13 protein-coding genes are annotated in these 16,017 nt (G+C 66.3%); 7 read left to right on the top strand and 6 right to left on the bottom strand.

Annotated elements, in window-relative coordinates:
• Positions 1–264: 264 nt before the first annotated feature.
• A complete protein-coding gene (locus U4Y88_RS13795; protein ID WP_224007562.1) occupies positions 265–549 on the bottom strand; it encodes a hypothetical protein in 285 nt (94 codons plus the stop codon).
• A gap of 263 nt (positions 550–812) precedes the next feature.
• Here U4Y88_RS13795 and ompR point away from each other — a divergent pair, with 263 nt between their 5' ends.
• The 3 genes from ompR (at position 813) to U4Y88_RS13780 (ending at position 3,707) form a co-directional block, all read left to right on the top strand.
• Positions 813–1,547: a two-component system response regulator OmpR gene (gene ompR, locus U4Y88_RS13790; RefSeq protein WP_027814652.1), complete on the top strand. Its 735-nt coding sequence runs from the start codon at positions 813–815 to the stop codon at positions 1,545–1,547.
• 55 nt (positions 1,548–1,602) lie between these two features.
• On the top strand, positions 1,603–2,952 hold the full coding sequence (locus U4Y88_RS13785) for an ATP-binding protein (RefSeq protein WP_224007559.1): 1,350 nt from the start codon (positions 1,603–1,605) through the stop codon (positions 2,950–2,952).
• Between the two features lie 206 nt (positions 2,953–3,158).
• Complete coding sequence (locus U4Y88_RS13780) at positions 3,159–3,707, top strand: peroxiredoxin (protein WP_310629818.1); 549 nt, start codon at positions 3,159–3,161, stop codon at positions 3,705–3,707.
• A gap of 42 nt (positions 3,708–3,749) precedes the next feature.
• On the opposite strand, the gene U4Y88_RS13775 is transcribed toward U4Y88_RS13780, so the two are convergent.
• The 3 genes from U4Y88_RS13775 to ispD form a co-directional block, all read right to left on the bottom strand.
• Complete coding sequence (locus tag U4Y88_RS13775; protein ID WP_321784569.1) at positions 3,750–4,889, bottom strand: acyltransferase; 1,140 nt, start codon at positions 4,887–4,889, stop codon at positions 3,750–3,752.
• Positions 4,890–5,127: 238 nt separating this feature from the next.
• On the bottom strand, positions 5,128–5,607 hold the full coding sequence (gene ispF / locus U4Y88_RS13770; protein ID WP_224007536.1) for a 2-C-methyl-D-erythritol 2,4-cyclodiphosphate synthase: 480 nt from the start codon (positions 5,605–5,607) through the stop codon (positions 5,128–5,130).
• 33 nt (positions 5,608–5,640) lie between these two features.
• Positions 5,641–6,372 (bottom strand): 2-C-methyl-D-erythritol 4-phosphate cytidylyltransferase, encoded by a 732-nt coding sequence (ispD, locus tag U4Y88_RS13765; protein WP_321784567.1) that lies wholly within the window; start codon positions 6,370–6,372, stop codon positions 5,641–5,643.
• Positions 6,373–6,692: 320 nt separating this feature from the next.
• On the opposite strand from ispD, the gene mfd reads away from it, so the two are divergent.
• The 4 genes from mfd to mscL all read left to right on the top strand — a co-directional run bounded on the left by mfd (position 6,693) and on the right by mscL (position 13,286).
• The gene (gene mfd / locus U4Y88_RS13760; protein WP_321784565.1) at positions 6,693–10,163 is read left to right on the top strand and encodes a transcription-repair coupling factor; all 3,471 of its coding nucleotides are present in this window, start codon (positions 6,693–6,695) and stop codon (positions 10,161–10,163) included.
• A 206-nt stretch (positions 10,164–10,369) separates the two neighbouring features.
• On the top strand, positions 10,370–11,605 hold the full coding sequence (gene argE, locus U4Y88_RS13755; protein WP_310633906.1) for an acetylornithine deacetylase: 1,236 nt from the start codon (positions 10,370–10,372) through the stop codon (positions 11,603–11,605).
• A gap of 30 nt (positions 11,606–11,635) precedes the next feature.
• Positions 11,636–12,646: a threonine/serine dehydratase gene (locus tag U4Y88_RS13750; protein ID WP_224007524.1), complete on the top strand. Its 1,011-nt coding sequence runs from the start codon at positions 11,636–11,638 to the stop codon at positions 12,644–12,646.
• 190 nt (positions 12,647–12,836) lie between these two features.
• A complete protein-coding gene (gene mscL / locus U4Y88_RS13745) occupies positions 12,837–13,286 on the top strand; it encodes a large conductance mechanosensitive channel protein MscL (RefSeq protein WP_224007522.1) in 450 nt (149 codons plus the stop codon).
• Positions 13,287–13,358: 72 nt separating this feature from the next.
• Here mscL and U4Y88_RS13740 read toward each other — a convergent pair whose 3' ends face one another.
• Both U4Y88_RS13740 and U4Y88_RS13735 read right to left on the bottom strand, forming a co-directional pair.
• Positions 13,359–15,350 carry a response regulator gene (locus U4Y88_RS13740; protein WP_224007519.1) on the bottom strand — a complete coding sequence of 664 codons (1,992 nt, stop codon included), beginning with the start codon at positions 15,348–15,350 and terminating at the stop codon, positions 13,359–13,361.
• 52 nt (positions 15,351–15,402) lie between these two features.
• The gene (locus U4Y88_RS13735) at positions 15,403–15,948 is read right to left on the bottom strand and encodes a response regulator (RefSeq protein WP_224007516.1); all 546 of its coding nucleotides are present in this window, start codon (positions 15,946–15,948) and stop codon (positions 15,403–15,405) included.
• Positions 15,949–16,017: the final 69 nt, after the last annotated feature.

Raw genomic sequence — 16,017 nt, 5'->3', positions numbered from 1 at the left:
GCGCGGGCGTGCTGTTGACCGCGCGGCGCGTTCAGGCGCAAACCATTTTGAAACGGAATTTTTCAGGCCCGCGAGAAACATGCAATGCGACGTGCAGCAGCGACGTACAGCAGCGACGTGCAACAGCGCGGAACCGACTAGATGGACCAGCGGACAAAAGCAGCGGGAATACAGCGAATGACAGCAGACAGGACCAGCGAGATGGAACAGCAGACTGCGCCAGGCACGCCGCAACGGCTCGCGCCGCATGGCGCGTCGCTGCGTTCAGCGCTTGTAGAGTTCGCGCACGGCGTCTTCGATGTGCTGGCGCAGCAGACGCCGCTCGTCGGGCGTCATGTGGCCGTCGCGGCGGCGCTGGTCGAGGTCGGGAGGAACGGCGTTGCGCTGATTGATGTCCGAGGCGGGACGCGGGGGCATGTCGTTGCGCACCCGACGAACGGGCGGCCTGCCGCCGTAGCGCGCGCCGGGACCGTCACCGAAGGGCTGGGCATGAGCCGGCGCCGCGTCCAATGCTGCCACGACGCCGCTGGCCAACGCCAGAGCAATCATGGTGTGGCGCATTGTCGGCCTGACCCCTCCCATCGTTTTTTTCCCTTCTTGACGCGGCAAACGGCTACCTCGATTGCATTGTTCGGACCCAGTTCAACACGGGCACTGGTTCAAAATCGAATGAAGTATCTACCGAATGGCCGCTCAACGTAAAGAAGTCTATCTGTCAGTGCTTGATGCCGTAGCACAGCACGGGTAAATTTTGTAACTGACTGTAACCCGATAATCGGTGCAATCTCGCACTGCAACCCAATCGCGCTAAGATGCCAGGCATGGAAACCAAGAACCCGTCCAAAATTCTCGTGGTCGACGACGACCCCCGACTGCGTGACCTGCTGCGCCGCTACCTCGGCGAGCAGGGCTTCAACGTCTACGTCGCGGAAAACGCCCCCGCCATGAACAAGCTGTGGGTGCGCGAGCGCTTCGACCTGCTCGTGCTCGACCTGATGCTGCCGGGCGAAGACGGTCTGTCGATCTGCCGCCGTCTGCGCGGCAGCAACGACCGCACGCCCATCATCATGCTCACGGCCAAGGGCGAAGACGTGGACCGCATCGTCGGCCTCGAAATGGGCGCCGACGACTATCTGCCGAAGCCCTTCAATCCGCGCGAACTGGTCGCCCGGATTCACGCCGTGCTGCGCCGCCAGGCACCGTCCGAACTGCCGGGCGCGCCGTCGGAAACCACCGAGGTGTTCGAGTTCGGCGAATTCGCGCTGAACCTCGCCACCCGCACGCTCACCAAGGCCGGCCAGGAAATTCCGCTCACCACGGGCGAATTCTCGGTGCTCAAGGTGTTCGCGCGCCATCCGCGCCAGCCGCTCTCGCGCGAAAAGCTCATGGAGCTCGCGCGCGGCCGCGAATACGAAGTGTTCGACCGCAGCCTCGACGTGCAGATCTCGCGTCTGCGCAAGCTCATCGAGCCCGATCCGGGCAGCCCGCGCTTCATCCAGACGGTCTGGGGCCTCGGCTACGTGTTCATTCCTGACGGCGCCGCCTGATCCCGGATGGATGGCGTCTCATTGCCTGCACGACTTCAGTTGACGGGAAGGGTTCATGCGGATTGACCGGCGTCTGCTGACGCTTGCGTTCGGCGACCTGTTCTGGCGCACCTTCCTGCTGATCGCGCTACTCATCGCGGTCAGTCTTGCGGCATGGTTCCAGAGCTTTCGCGTGATTGAGCGAGAGCCACGCGCCCAGCGCGTGGCGCTTGCGCTCGTCGCCGTGGTCAAGCTCACGCGTACCGCGCTCCTCTACTCCGATCCCGATCTGCGCCGCGCGCTGCTGCAGGATCTGGAGAGCAACGAGGGCGTGCGCGTGTACCCGCGCGAGACCACGGACAAATACAAGCTCCAGCCCGACGAGTCGCTCAATCGTCTGATCGAGCACGACATCCGCGGCCGTCTCGGCGACGACACGGTGATCGCCCAGTCGGTCAACGACATCCCCGGCGTGTGGATCAGCTTCAAGATCGACGACGACGACTACTGGGTCGCGCTCGACCGCGACCAGCTCGACAACGTCACCGGACTGCAGTGGGTCGGATGGGGCATTTCCGCGCTCGCGCTATCGCTGTTCGGCGCGGCGTTCATCACGAGTCTCGTGAACCGCCCGTTCGCGCGGCTCGCGATGTCCGCGCGCATGGTCGGCTCCGGCCAGTCGCCCTCGACCTTGCCCGAAAGCGGCATGGGCGTGGCGGCGGAAACCAACCGCTCGTTCAACCAGATGGTGCGCGACCTCGAACAGCTGGAGGCCGACCGCGCGCTGATGCTCGCGGGCATCTCGCACGACCTGCGCACGCCGCTCGCGCGATTACGGCTGGAGACGGAGATGAGCCCGTCCGACCAGACGACGAAGGACGCCATGATCGACGACATCGAGCAGATGGACATGATCATCGGCCGCTTCCTCGACTATGCGCGGCCCGTGCAGCGCATGACCGAGCGCGTCGATCTTTCGGTGATCGCGAGCGAGATGGCGGCGCGCATGGCGACCGAGGACGGCGTGCGCCTGATCACGCGCCTCGCGCCCACGGCCGTCGTCGAAGCCGACGACACCGACATGCGCCGCGTGGTGGGCAATCTCATCGAGAATGCGCGCAAGTACGGCGCAAGCGAAACCGACGGCATTCCTCACATCATGCTGGAGACGCGCGTCTCGCACTCGCGCGTGGAGCTGTCCGTGGTCGACGAAGGCCCCGGCATTCCCGAGGATCAACTGGCGCTCGTGACGCGGCCGTTCTATCGCGTCGACAGCGCCCGTACGCAGGCCAACGGCACCGGCCTCGGCATGGCCATCGTCCAGCGTCTCGTGAGCCGCTATCGCGGCGCGCTGCGTCTGCGCAACCGCGCGCCCGGCCCGGGCCTCGAAGTCACCATCGAGTTTCCGCTGGCCAAGGGCGCCTGAGCGCCCTCGCCTCACCTTCCACGGCTTTCGCCCGTTGATTTGCACGTTGATTTGCGCCCGCACGGACGCGGATCAACGCGTGGATCAATGTCCGCCGCAACTGCGGCGCACGCTCGCGGCACGCGCCGCCTTCCCCTGCCACAATCTGTCGATGGGCCGCGCGCACCGTGCGCGCGTTCACGCATACGTCACAGGGGAGCAGCGACATGAAAACCGTCGGCGACAAACTCGAAGCCTTCACCGTCACGGCCGCGAAGCCCGGCTTCAATTTCCCTGAAGAAAACGGCGAATCCGCGTTTCAGGAAATCACCGAGCAAAGCTTCTCGGACAAGTGGAAGGTCATCTACTTCTACCCGAAGGATTTCACCGTGGTCTGCCCGACGGAGATCGTCGCGTTCGCGAAACTTCAGAAGGAATTCGAGGATCGCGAAACCGTGCTGCTCGGCGGCAGTTGCGACAACGAATACGTGAAGCTCGCGTGGCGGCGCGAGAACAAGGATCTCAACCGCCTGAACCACTATGCGTTCGGCGACGTGAAAGGCGAGCTGATCGATCAGCTTGGCATCCGCGACAAGGAAGCGGGCGTGGCGCTGCGCGCGACCTTTATCGTCGATCCCGACAACACGATCCAGTACGTGAGCGTGAACACGCTCAACGTCGGGCGCAGCGCCGCCGAAGTGCTGCGCGTGCTCGACGCGCTGCAAACCGGCGAGCTGTGCCCGAGCGGTCGCGAGGTGGGCGGCGCGACGCTCTGAGCGGCGTCGTCGGATTCGCCCTGGGTGGTCTCCTGCACTGAATCAGGTGGGGCCGGCAGCCGCGCGCGCCGGCAGGCGTTCGCGGATCGCCCCGGCCAGCGGCTCTTTCCATTCGAGCACGCGCTTTTCGAGCAGGCGCCACGACAGATGCGCGAGCAGCACCGATAGCGCGAACTGCGCGCCGAGCGCCAGCATGTCCTGCGCGAACGGCGGCAGGCCGAGCCGCGTGTAAAGCGCGGGCGCGTCGCCCAGACGCGACGGCACGAGATTGTGAAACAGATAGAAGCCGTAGCTGATCGTGCCGAGGTACGCGAGCGGCTTCACTTCGAGCGCGGCCACAAGCACGCTGTCCTGCGCGCGCACGATCCACAGGAACACCGCGCCCAGCGACATCGACAGCCCGATATCGAGCAGCCCCGGCAGCAGCGCGCGCTGGGTCGCTTCGCAGGTGTCGCAATCGGCGCGCGCGAACGCGAACACCGCGAGGCTCGCGAACGCCAGCACGAACCACGCGGCGCGCGGCACCGGACCGTCGATGTGCACGCGCCGGCCGCCGATCGCGAGCGCGCCGCCCAGTGCGAGCAGCGCGAAATTCCACGGCGAGAACGCATAGACCAACGGCTCGATCGCGCCCGTCGCGTAGAGCGCCAGATGCGCGAGCGCCGCCGCCGCGATCATGCCGATGCAGATGCCCAGATGCCGCGACGCGCGCGTGAACAGCAGCGCGAACGGCGCGATCAGATAGAACTGCTGCTCGACCGCGAGACTCCAGAAATGCGACACCGTGCCGGGCCATCCATCGTGCACCACGCCGATCCAGAAATTAGACAGGAATGCGAAGTGCCAGGCGAGGCCCAGTTCGACATCGCGCTGATAGAACAAAGCGTGCGCGATGGTCAGCGCGATCAGCAGCAAGTAATAGACCGGAAAAATCCGCAGCGCGCGCTTCACGAAAAACACATAGAGCACGGCGTCGCGACGCGCGCCCTGTCCCTCGACGCGCAGCCGGTTGCGATGCAGCTCGCCGATGATCAGATAGCCGCTGATCAGAAAAAACAGCCACACGCCGATCTTGCCCGCGTCGATCGCATCGAGATGCGCCTTGTGCGAGAGGAACACCAGCATCACGGCCAGTGCCCGGAGACCGTCGAGGCCTTTCACGCGTCTTTCGAGTCCCGTCATTGCCCTTTCCGTTTCCGGTTACGCTTTCAGCATAAGGCGACAAAAACGAAAAGTAATCGGCAAGAAAAGCACGAGGCGATGATTGCAGGTGCAACCATCGCCTCGGATGCGGGGCAGGCACGCAGCCTGCTCACGCAGATGAACGCTTGCGCGGCACGGCGCTTGCGCAGCGGCGCGAGTCGTTCAGAAAAGCTCTTGTTTCAAGGGCTAAAATGCAAGCAAGCACGCAAGCGCGCAATCACGCGCGCGTGAGCAGCACCGCCGCTTGCGCCTCGATGCCTTCGCTGCGGCCGAGATAGCCGAGCTTCTCGTTGGTCTTCGCCTTCACGTTGACGCGGTCGAGCGGCAGCTTGAGATCTTCGGCGATGCACGCGCGCATGGCGTCGATATGCGGCGAAAGCTTGGGTGCCTGAGCGATCACCGTGCTGTCGACGTTGACGAGCGTGAAGCCCGCCTCTTCCACGCGGCGCAGGCATTCGCGCAGCAGCACGCGGCTGTTCGCACCGTAGAACTGCTTGTCGGTGTCGGGGAAATGGCGGCCGATGTCGCCGAGCGCGGCGGCGCCGAACAGCGCGTCGGTGATGGCGTGCAGCAGCACGTCGGCGTCCGAGTGGCCGAGCAGGCCGCGGTCGTAAGGCACCGTCACGCCGCCGATCACGAGCGGGCGTCCCGGGACCAGTGCGTGCACGTCGTAGCCTTGTCCGATTCTGATATCCATGTGTATTTCCGTGTGGTGAGGCGCGGCGCGCGGTCAGGAGCCGGCGGGCCGGTTGCTGCTGTGACTGAGGATGGCTTCGGCGAGCGCGAAGTCTTCGGGGTACGTCACCTTGAAGTTGCGCAGGCTGCCCTGCACGAGACGCGGCGAATGACCGAGCCATTCGATCGCGCTGGCTTCGTCGGTGAGATCGTGGCCGTCCTGCTGCGCGCGCTCGATGGCGGTACGCAGCATGCCGATGCGGAACATCTGCGGCGTTTGCGCCTGCCAGAGTCCGTCGCGCGATTCGGTGCGCTCGATGCGCGGGCCGCCCGGCACGTGATGGGGCGCGACCCGCTTGAGCGTGTCGGCGACCGGCAGCGCCATGATGCCGCCGACCGGATCGTCCTTGAGCGCCTCGACGAGCGAGCGGATCAGCGCGGGCGTGATGCCGGGGCGCGCGGCGTCGTGCACGAGCACCCAGTCGTCGTCGGTGGCGCCGAACTCTTCGAGCGCGGCGAGGCCGTTGAAGACCGACGCCTGGCGCGAGGCCCCGCCGTTGCGGCGCACGGCGAAGCGCAGGCCGCTGAAGCGGCGCGCGTCGAAGTGGCTATCGTCGGGGGAAATCACGACCAGCGTCTGGGTGAATTCGGAGCAGGCATCGAAGGCGGCCAGCGTATAGTGCAGGAGTTCGCGTCCGGCGACCGTTCGATATTGTTTGGGCATGGCCGATCCCGAACGGCTGCCGGTTCCGGCGCAGGGGATCAAGGCAAAAAGGCGTGAGGTCACGGTGTCGCGAGCCGCATGAGTCAAAGTAAAGGACGGATTTTATAATAGGTCCTTTGCCCGCACGCCCATCGCCCGCAATCTGCACGCGCGCGACGCTCTGGCGGGCGCCCGGCAGCCCTTCGCAGACGACGCGCGGGCCGCGCCGGCGCCCGATGCGAAGCCGCCCGCAAGCGGCCCGCAGCGGGCCTCGGCGCGTGCGCGAACCTTACGCGAAAGTTACGATTAACTGTCAACCCCGGATCGCATGCTCTCCGCCTCGCGCGCGCCCGCGGCTTTTTTCCTGAGCCCGGCCCGCATCGCGAAGCCAACCTGTTGCCTCTATGTCCGATATCGCCGCATCCTCGCAGTCACCGTCCACGTCCTCGTCACCGGTTGCCGTCGTCAAGCCGGGGCAGCGCTTCTCGTTCGACGGCACGCACGGTTCGTCCGACGCGCTGCTGATCGCCCGCTACCGCGAAGCCTCGCGCGCCGGCGCGCCGCTCCTCGCCGTGATCTGCGCGAGCGCCGTCGACGCCCAGCGGCTCGCGCAGGAAATCCCGTTCTTCGCGCCCGACGCGCGCGTGCGCCTGCTGCCCGACTGGGAAACCCTGCCCTACGACACGTTCTCGCCGCACCAGGATCTCGTCTCCGAGCGCCTCGCGACGCTGCACGATCTCGGCGAGGGCCGTTGTGACATCCTGCTCGTGCCGGCCACGACGGCGCTCTACCGCATGCCGCCCGCCTCGTTCCTCGCGGCCTACACGTTCTCGTTCACGCAGGGCGAGCGCCTCGACGAAGCGAAGTTCAAGTCGCAACTGACGCTGGCGGGCTACGAGCACGTGAGCCAGGTCGTGCGGCCCGGCGAATATTGCGTGCGCGGCTCGCTGATCGACCTGTTCCCGATGGGCTCGCCGCTGCCTTACCGCATCGACCTGTTCGACGATCAGGTGGATTCGATCCGCGCGTTCGACCCGGACAGCCAGCGCAGCCTCTATCCGGTGAAGGAGGTGCGCCTGCTGCCGGGCCGCGAGTTTCCGTTCGACGAGGCCGCGCGCACCGCGTTTCGCAGCCGTTGGCGCGAGGTGTTCGAAGGCGACCCGAGCCGCGCGACGATCTACAAGGACATCGGCAACGGCGTGCCCTCGGCGGGCATCGAATACTATCTGCCGCTCTTTTTCGAAGAGACGGCGACGCTGTTCCACTATCTGCCGTCGAACGCGCAACTGGTGTTTTCCGGCGATCTGGAAGCCTCGATCCGCCGCTTCACCGCTGACACGAAGCAGCGCCACAACTTCCTCTCGCACGATCGCGAGCGGCCGATCCTCGAACCGCAGCGCCTGTTTCTGAGCGACGAGGACTTCTTCACGCTCGCCAAGCCGTTCGGCCGCCTCGTGCTGCCCGCCGCGAGCGCGGGCGGCTGGGCCGTGCCGCTGCCGACGCTGGCGATCGACCGTCACGCCGACGACCCGCTCGCGACGCTGCGCAGCTATCTCGACACCACGAAGAACCGCGTGCTGTTCGCGGTGGAATCGGCGGGCCGCCGCGAAACCATCGCGCAACTGCTGGCCGACAACCATCTGCGCCCCACTTCCGCCGACAGCTACGCCGACTGGCTCGAAAGCGACGAGCGCTTCGTGCTCGGCGTCGCGCCGCTGTCGACCGGCTTCGCGCTGCCCGGCGAGGAACTCGCCGTCATCACCGAAACGGAACTGTACGGCCCGCTCGCGCGCCGCGCGGGACGCCGCCGCCAGGAGCAGGCGAGCAACGTCGATTCGATGGTGCGCGACCTCTCCGAGCTGAAAGTGGGCGATCCGGTCGTGCACGCGCAGCACGGCATCGGCCGCTATCACGGTCTCGTGACGATGGACCTCGGCGAAGGCGACACCGAGTTCCTGCACCTCGAATACGCGAACGCGAGCAAGCTCTATGTGCCCGTGTCGCAACTGCACGTGATCTCGCGCTACAGCGGCGCCGACCCGGACAGCGCGCCGCTGCACGCACTCGGCTCGGGCCAGTGGGAAAAGGCGCGCCGCAAGGCCGCGCAGCAGATCCGCGACACCGCCGCCGAATTGCTCAACCTCTACGCGCGCCGCGCCGCGCGCGAAGGCCACGCGTTCGCGCTCGAACCGAAGGATTACGTGAAGTTCGCCGAAAGCTTCGGCTTCGAGGAAACGCCCGACCAGGCCGCCGCCATCGCCGCCGTGATCGGCGACATGACGAGCGGCAAGCCGATGGACCGCCTCGTCTGCGGCGACGTCGGTTTCGGCAAGACCGAAGTCGCGCTGCGCGCGGCCTTCATCGCCGTGATGGGCGGCAAGCAGGTGGCGATCCTCTCGCCCACGACGCTGCTCGCGGAACAACACACGCAAACCTTCACCGACCGCTTCTCCGAGTGGCCCGTGCGCATCGCCGAACTCTCGCGCTTCAAGAGCGCGAAGGAAGTGACCGGCGCGATCCAGCAGATCAACGACGGCAGCGTCGATATCGTGATCGGCACACACAAGCTGCTGTCGTCGGACGTGCAGTTCAAGCGGCTCGGGCTCGTCATCATCGACGAGGAACACCGTTTCGGCGTGCGCCAGAAGGAAGCGCTCAAGGCGCTGCGCGCCGAAGTGGACGTGCTCACGCTCACCGCCACGCCGATCCCGCGTACGCTCGGCATGGCGCTGGAAGGCTTACGCGACTTCTCGGTGATCGCGACTGCGCCGCAAAAGCGCCTCGCGATCAAGACCTTCGTGCGCCGCGAGGAAGACAGCGTGATTCGCGAGGCGATGCTGCGCGAACTCAAGCGCGGCGGCCAGGTGTACTTCCTGCACAACGAGGTCGAGACCATCGAGAACCGCCGCGCGATGCTCGAAGCGCTGGTGCCCGAGGCGCGCATCGCCGTGGCGCACGGCCAGATGCACGAGCGCGAACTCGAAACCGTGATGCGCGATTTCGTGGGGCAGCGCGCGAACGTGCTGCTCTGTACGACCATCATCGAGACCGGCATCGACGTGCCGACCGCGAACACGATCCTGATCCACCGCTCCGACAAATTCGGCCTCGCGCAGCTGCACCAGTTGCGCGGCCGCGTCGGGCGCTCGCATCACCAGGCCTACGCGTATCTGCTCGTGCACGATCCGCAAGGCCTCACGAAGCAGGCGCAGCGCCGCCTCGAAGCGATCCAGCAGATGGAGGAACTCGGCTCGGGCTTCTATCTGGCCATGCACGATCTGGAGATTCGCGGCACGGGCGAAGTGCTCGGCGATAAACAATCGGGCGAGATTCAGGAGATCGGTTTCCAGCTGTACACCGACATGCTCAACGACGCCGTGAAGGCGCTCAAGGACGGCCGCGAGCCCGATCTCAACGCGCCGCTCGCGGCGACCACCGAGATCAATCTGCACGCGCCCGCGATCCTGCCCGCCGATTATTGCGGCGACGTGCAGGAGCGTCTGTCGCTCTACAAGCGCCTCGCGAACTGCGAGCACGACGATTCGATCGACGGCATTCAGGAGGAGTTGATCGACCGCTTCGGCAAGATGCCGGCGCAGGCGCACGCGCTGATCGAGACGCATCGCCTGCGTCTCGCCGCCAAGCCGCTCGGCATCACGAAGATCGACGCGGGCGAAGCGGTGATCGGCCTGCAATTCGTGCCGAATCCGCCCGTGGACGCGATGCGCATCATCGAGATGGTGCAGAAGCACAAGCATGTGAAGCTCGCGGGCCAGGACAAGCTGCGCATCGAAACGCGCAGCCCCGACCTCGCGGTGCGCGTCGCCACGGTGAAGGAAACCTTGCGCGCGCTCGGCGCGCCCGCGCGGGCTTGAGGGCCGCGCCCTACGCGTCACGCCTCACGCCGAGTGCGTGAGGCCGGCTCCGCGCCCGCGCATTCGTCGCGCGGGCACGGGCGCCGGGCCGCATGTTGCGTCGCGCCAATCCTGGGCGTCCGCTGCCCGGCTCGCGCTGCCCGCCTCTTTAGCTTGCGGGATTCTTTTTGGGTAAGATGGAATCCACAAGCAAGCTGGAGTCCACCATGACCATCGCCGCTGAATCAGCGCAGTCTTCCCCGTCGTCCGCAGCCTCGTCCGCCGATCTTCCCGCCTCGCTTCCCTGGGTCACCCGCCTCGTGTCGATGGACACGGTCAGCCGCCATCCGAATCTCGGCCTGATCGAAACCGTGCGCGACGACCTGCGCGCGCGCGGCATCGAATCGACGCTCACCTACGGCCGCGACGGCAAATGGGCGAACTTGTTCGCCACGCTGCCCGCGCACGACGGCTCGACGAACGGCGGCATCGTGCTGTCCGGCCACACCGACGTGGTGCCCGTCGACGGCCAGAAGTGGGACAGCGATCCGTTCAAGCCCGAGATTCGCGACGGCCTGCTCTACGGGCGCGGCACCTGTGACATGAAAGGCTTTATCGGCGCGGCGCTTTCGCTCGTGCCCGAAATCCAGCAGACGAAGCTCGCCAGGCCGCTGCACCTCGCGCTCTCGTTCGACGAGGAAGTGGGCTGCGTGGGCGCGCCGCTGATGATCGAGGAACTCGTGAAACGCGGCGTGAAGCCCGAAGGCTGCATCGTCGGCGAACCGACCAGCATGCGGCCGATCGTGGCGCACAAGGGCATCAACGCGTATCAGTGCTGCGTGCGCGGTCATGCGGCGCATTCGTCGCTGACGCCGCGCGGCCTCAACGCGATCGAGTACGCGGCGCGCCTGATCTGCTATATCCGCGATATGGCCGACGCGTTCCGCGCCAACGGTCCGTTCGACGAACTCTACGACGTGCCCTTCACGACCGCGCAAACCAGCACGATCGAAGGCGGCAACGCCATCAACACGGTGCCCGCCGAATGCCGCTTCGCGTTCGAGTTCCGCAATCTGCCGACACTCGACCCCGACGCGATCTTCGCGCGCATCGAGCAATACGCGCGCGAAACGCTGGTGCCGAAAATGCAGCGCGAAAATCCGGCGGGCGCGATCGAATTCATGAAAATCGCCGCAGCGCCCGGTCTCGACGACACCGAGCAGGCCGCCGTCACGCAGCTCGTGCGCGCGCTCACCGCCGACCAGTCGCGCCGCAAGGTCGCCTACGGCACCGAAGCGGGCCTGTTCGCGCGCGCGGGCATTCCGAGCGTGGTGTGCGGCCCCGGCGACATCGAGCAGGCGCACAAGCCCAACGAATACGTCTCGCTCGCGCAGCTTTCGGCGTGCGAAGGTTTCCTGCGCAAGCTCGTGCGCGGCCTTTCCGTCGACGCCCAGGTCCAGTAAAGCCGCGTCGCTGACGCAAGAGACGCCCCCATGTCCACCGGCACGCCGCTGCGCACCGACCGAACGATCGACGGCGAAGCCATTCCCTCGCTCGACGACATCGCCTCGCAGCACTTCGCGCTCACGCCGTGGGTGCTGCGCACGCCGGTGTTCGACCGTCACGATCTGCCCGCGCTCGACGGCACCTTCGTCAACTTCAAGTTCGAACTGCTGCAAGCGAGCGGCAGCTTCAAGGTGCGCGGCGCGTTCACGCATCTGCTCGCGCTCGACGCCGCGCAACGCAGCGCGGGCGTGACCTGCGTGTCGGGCGGCAATCATGCGATCGCCGTGGCCTACGCGGCGAAGCGTCTGGGCATCAGCGCGAAGGTCGTGCTGTTTCGCACCGCGAGCGAGGCGCGTGTGGAGCAGTGCCGCGATCTGGGCGCGGAAATCGTGCGCGCGAACGACAGCAGCGAAGCGTTCGACATCGTGCGCCGCGTGGAAGCCGAGGAAGGCCGCTATTTCGTGCATCCGTTCAACGGATTTCGCACCGTGCTCGGCACCGCGACGCTCGGCTACGAATGGGCGACGCAAGCGCCCGACCTCGACGCCGTGATCGTGCCGATCGGCGGCGGCGGACTCGCGGCGGGCGTCGCTACGGCGCTGCGGCTCGCCAATCCGCGCGTGCGCGTGTACGGCGTGGAGCCCGAAGGCGCCGACGTCATGAGCCGCAGCTTCGCCGCCAATCACACGGTGCGCCTGACGCACATGCATTCGATCGCCGATTCGCTGATGTCGCCGCACACGGAGGAATACAGCTACACGCTGTGCCGACGTCATCTCGAACGTATCGTGACCGTCTCCGACGACGCGTTGCGCGCCACCATGCGCCAGATCTTCGACACCTTGAAGCTGGCCGTCGAACCGGCCTGCGCGACCGCGCTCGCGGGCCTCTACGGCCCGTTGCGCGAGACGCTGCAAGGCAAGCGCGTGGGCGTCCTGCTGTGCGGGACCAACACCGATCCGCAGCGCTTTCACGAGCAGATCGCACTCGCGCGCTGAACGCACCGGCTGAAAAACGCAGCCGGGCACGCTGCGTGCATTACCGCATGGCCCGTGACGCCCGCAAGCAGCCGAACGTCAGGAACTGTCAAATTGCTACCGCATCGCGGGGCCGTTCGCTATCATTGCGCCATTGTGTCGTTATGTCCCCAGGCCTGCTGTGCCGCCCTGTCCAGAGGAGAGCCCGCTCATGAGCATGATTCAGGAATTCAAGGAATTCGCCGTCAAAGGCAACGTGATGGATCTCGCGGTCGGCGTGATCATCGGCGGTGCGTTTTCCAGCATCGTTAATTCGGTCGTGAAAGACCTCATCATGCCGGTGATCGGCGTCGTCACGGGCGGCCTCGATTTCTCGAACATGTTCGTGCGCCTCGGGCATATTCCCGAGACCTTCAAGGGCAATCCCGATTCGTACAAGGATCTGCAAACCGCGGGCGTGGCCGTGTTCGGTTACGGCTCGTTCATCACGGTGCTGATCAACTTCATCATTCTGGCGTTCATCATCTTTCTGATGGTGAAGTTCATCAACAAGCTGCGCCAGCCGGACCCCGCCGCCGCGCCGGCCGAGCCGCCGCCCACGCCGGAAGACGTGCTGCTGCTGCGCGAGATCCGCGATTCGCTGAAGAATACGCCGCGCTGAACGCGCGCCGCTGCATGCCCTGGCATGCAGCAAAAACCCGCGTCGCCGTCACGGCACGCGGGTTTTTTGCTTTTAGGCGCCGCTGTCCGCCCGATCCGCGCTGGTCGCACGATGCGCGACGGCCTCCTCGATCAGCCGTTCGAGCTGCTCGAAGTTGACCGGCTTGGTGAGATGCGCGGTGAAGCCCGCGTCGAGGCTGCGGCGCACGTCGTCGTCGGTGCCGAAGCCCGTGAGCGCGATGGCGGGCGCCGCCGATTCCTTGCGGAACGCGCGGATGAAGTCGATGCCCGAGCCGTCCGGCAAACCGATGTCGCTGACCACCAGATCGAAGCGCCGCGCGGCCGTGAGCGCGAGCGCGCCGGCCACGCTGACCGCCACCGCCACGTCGTGACCGAGCGCGCGGATCAGTTGCGACATGACCTCGGCCGTGTCCTCGTGATCCTCGATCAGCAGGATGTCCAGCGCGCCCGCATGATACGCGCCGCCGCGCTCCGCCTGCCGCGCCGCGCCCTCGCCCGGCGCCGCCGTGGGCAGCACGATCGTGAAGGTCGCGCCGCAATGCGTGCCGGGACTCTTCGCGCTGACGGTACCGCCATGCGCCTCGGTCAGCGCCTTCGTGACCGCGAGCCCGAGCCCGAGGCCGCCGAACTGCCGCGTCATGTTGTGGCTGCCCTGCTCGAACGCGTGAAAGAGTTTGCCGATCTGCTCGGGCGCGATACCGATGCCGGTGTCCTCCACTTCGATCACCACGTGCATGCGCTCGTCGCGCGTACGCACGAAAATATGGCCGCCGTCGGACGTGAACTTCGCCGCATTGCGCACCAGATTCCAGAGCATCTGCTGCATGCGCGCGCGGTCGCCGCTCACGTAATGATGCTGCGCGCGCAAGTCCACGTGCACGTCCTGCTGCTTGATCTGGATTTCGCTGTGAAAGAGATCGAGCACGGCATCGATCACTTCGTGCACATCGACGACATCGAGCGCGAGACTCAGCTTGCCGTTCGCGACGCGCGTGAGATCGAGCAGATCGTCGATCAGGCGCGCTTCGAGTTCGATGTTGCGGCGGATCATCAGCACGCCCGTGCGCGCGGCCTCGGGCAAGCCGGGAATCTGTTCGAGCAGACGCGTGCCGGCGAGCACCGGCGTGAGCGGCGTGCGTAGTTCGTGCGACAGCATCGCGAGAAAGCGGTCTTTCGCGCGATTGGCTTCTTCGGCCGCCTGGCGCGCCGCCTGCTCGGAGGCGAGCAACTGGTCGCGCTCCTCGTTGTACTCGCGCTGCGCGTGGATGTCCGTGCAACTGCCGAACCACTTGTTGATGCCGCCGCGCGGATCGCGCATCGCCACGATGCGCGTGTCGAACCAGCGATACGCGCCATCGTGGCGGCGTATGCGCAATTCGTGACGGAATTCGCTGTTGTCGCTGCGGATCGCCTTGAGCCACGACGCGCTGATGGCCTCGCGATCGTCGGGATGTACGGCGTCGAGCCACGCGAGCGCATGCGAGGCATTGGCGTCGAGGCCCGTGTAGTCGCACCACTGCTTCGAGAGGAAATCGCAATCGCCCCTCGCGTCGCAGGTGAACACGAGGTGCGGCAATGCTTCGGATAGCGAACGATAATGCGCCTCGCGGTCGCGCAGCAGCAGCGCCTGATCGGAATCGCGCTGCAGGGTCACTTGCGAGAGCACGCGCGCGACGGCTTCGGGCAGATAGTCGAGATAGTCGCCCGATTTCGGCACCACGTCGGAGACGCCCGCGCGCAAGGCCGCGATCACACGCGATTCGTCGGTGAATCCGGTGACGAGGATAGCCGGCACGCGCACGTCGTCGGCGCGCAGACGGCGGAAAAAGTCGAGGCCGGTTTCCGCGCCGTCGAGCTGATAGTCGAGCACGAGCACGTCGGGCGTGCGGGCCGCGAGCACGTCGCGCGCATCGACGACGCTCGTGCAGGTATCGACGCGCGCGCCCGCACGCACCAGCGATTTGCGCGCGAGGCGCAGAATGCCTTCGTCGTCGTCGACGACGAGCACATGCGCGCCTGCCAACAGCGTTGCTTCTTCGTTCATGCGCGTCGCGGTCCTCGGAACAGGCTCCAGCTTGTCATTCCCCCAACCCTCATCAGGCGCGTGAAAAGCGATGCCCCGGCGGCAGCTTCACGACTTGCAGAAAAAACCCGAGCCGGCGCACCGCTTCGATGAACGCGTCGTATTCGACCGGCTTCGTGATATAGACGTTGCAGCCCAGCTCGTAGCAGCGCTCGATCTCGCGCGGATCGTCGGTGGTCGTGAGGACGATCACGGGCACGGTCGCCGTGGACGGATCGGCCTTCAGACGCCGCAGCACCTCGAAGCCGTCGACGCGCGGCATGCGCAGATCGAGCAGCACGACGAAATTCGCCAGCGCCTCGCGTGACGGATAGCGCGCCGTCGCGAGCGACGTGCCGCCCGGCGTCTCGCCGCCTGGCGCGCCGAAAAAATAATCGAGCGCTTCCTGGCCGTCGCAAAAGCGCAGGAAGTCGTTCGACACCCCCGAGCGGCGCAGGTTGCGCTCGACCAGCGTGGCGTGGCCGTCGTCGTCTTCGATCAGCACGATGCTCACGCGCTCGCCCGGCAGCGCCACACGCTGCGCGCGCGACGGGCGCGGTTCGTGCGCGGCGGGTTCCATCGATGCGGGCTTTGACGCGGGATCCGCCGCCGGATGTGTCGGCGGATGTGCCGGCGGATGGATAGCCGA

It is taken from the genome of Paraburkholderia sp. J94 (genome assembly GCF_905220285.1).
GTDB classification, from domain to species: Bacteria; Pseudomonadota; Gammaproteobacteria; order Burkholderiales; family Burkholderiaceae; genus Paraburkholderia; species Paraburkholderia tropica_A.
This window is presented reverse-complemented; position numbering and strand designations above follow the sequence as displayed.

Bases quoted from the DNA above. Each gene is read 5' to 3' on its own strand.
- U4Y88_RS13795 (WP_224007562.1), bottom strand. From the start codon at position 549: ATGATTGCTCTGGCGTTGGCCAGCGGCGTCGTGGCAGCATTGGACGCG.
- ompR (WP_027814652.1), top strand. From the start codon at position 813: ATGCCAGGCATGGAAACCAAGAACCCGTCCAAAATTCTCGTGGTCGAC.
- U4Y88_RS13785 (WP_224007559.1), top strand. From the start codon at position 1,603: ATGCGGATTGACCGGCGTCTGCTGACGCTTGCGTTCGGCGACCTGTTC.
- U4Y88_RS13780 (WP_310629818.1), top strand. From the start codon at position 3,159: ATGAAAACCGTCGGCGACAAACTCGAAGCCTTCACCGTCACGGCCGCG.
- U4Y88_RS13775 (WP_321784569.1), bottom strand. From the start codon at position 4,889: ATGACGGGACTCGAAAGACGCGTGAAAGGCCTCGACGGTCTCCGGGCA.
- ispF (WP_224007536.1), bottom strand. From the start codon at position 5,607: ATGGATATCAGAATCGGACAAGGCTACGACGTGCACGCACTGGTCCCG.
- mfd (WP_321784565.1), top strand. From the start codon at position 6,693: ATGTCCGATATCGCCGCATCCTCGCAGTCACCGTCCACGTCCTCGTCA.
- argE (WP_310633906.1), top strand. From the start codon at position 10,370: ATGACCATCGCCGCTGAATCAGCGCAGTCTTCCCCGTCGTCCGCAGCC.
- U4Y88_RS13750 (WP_224007524.1), top strand. From the start codon at position 11,636: ATGTCCACCGGCACGCCGCTGCGCACCGACCGAACGATCGACGGCGAA.
- mscL (WP_224007522.1), top strand. From the start codon at position 12,837: ATGAGCATGATTCAGGAATTCAAGGAATTCGCCGTCAAAGGCAACGTG.
- U4Y88_RS13740 (WP_224007519.1), bottom strand. From the start codon at position 15,350: ATGAACGAAGAAGCAACGCTGTTGGCAGGCGCGCATGTGCTCGTCGTC.
- U4Y88_RS13735 (WP_224007516.1), bottom strand. From the start codon at position 15,948: ATGGAACCCGCCGCGCACGAACCGCGCCCGTCGCGCGCGCAGCGTGTG.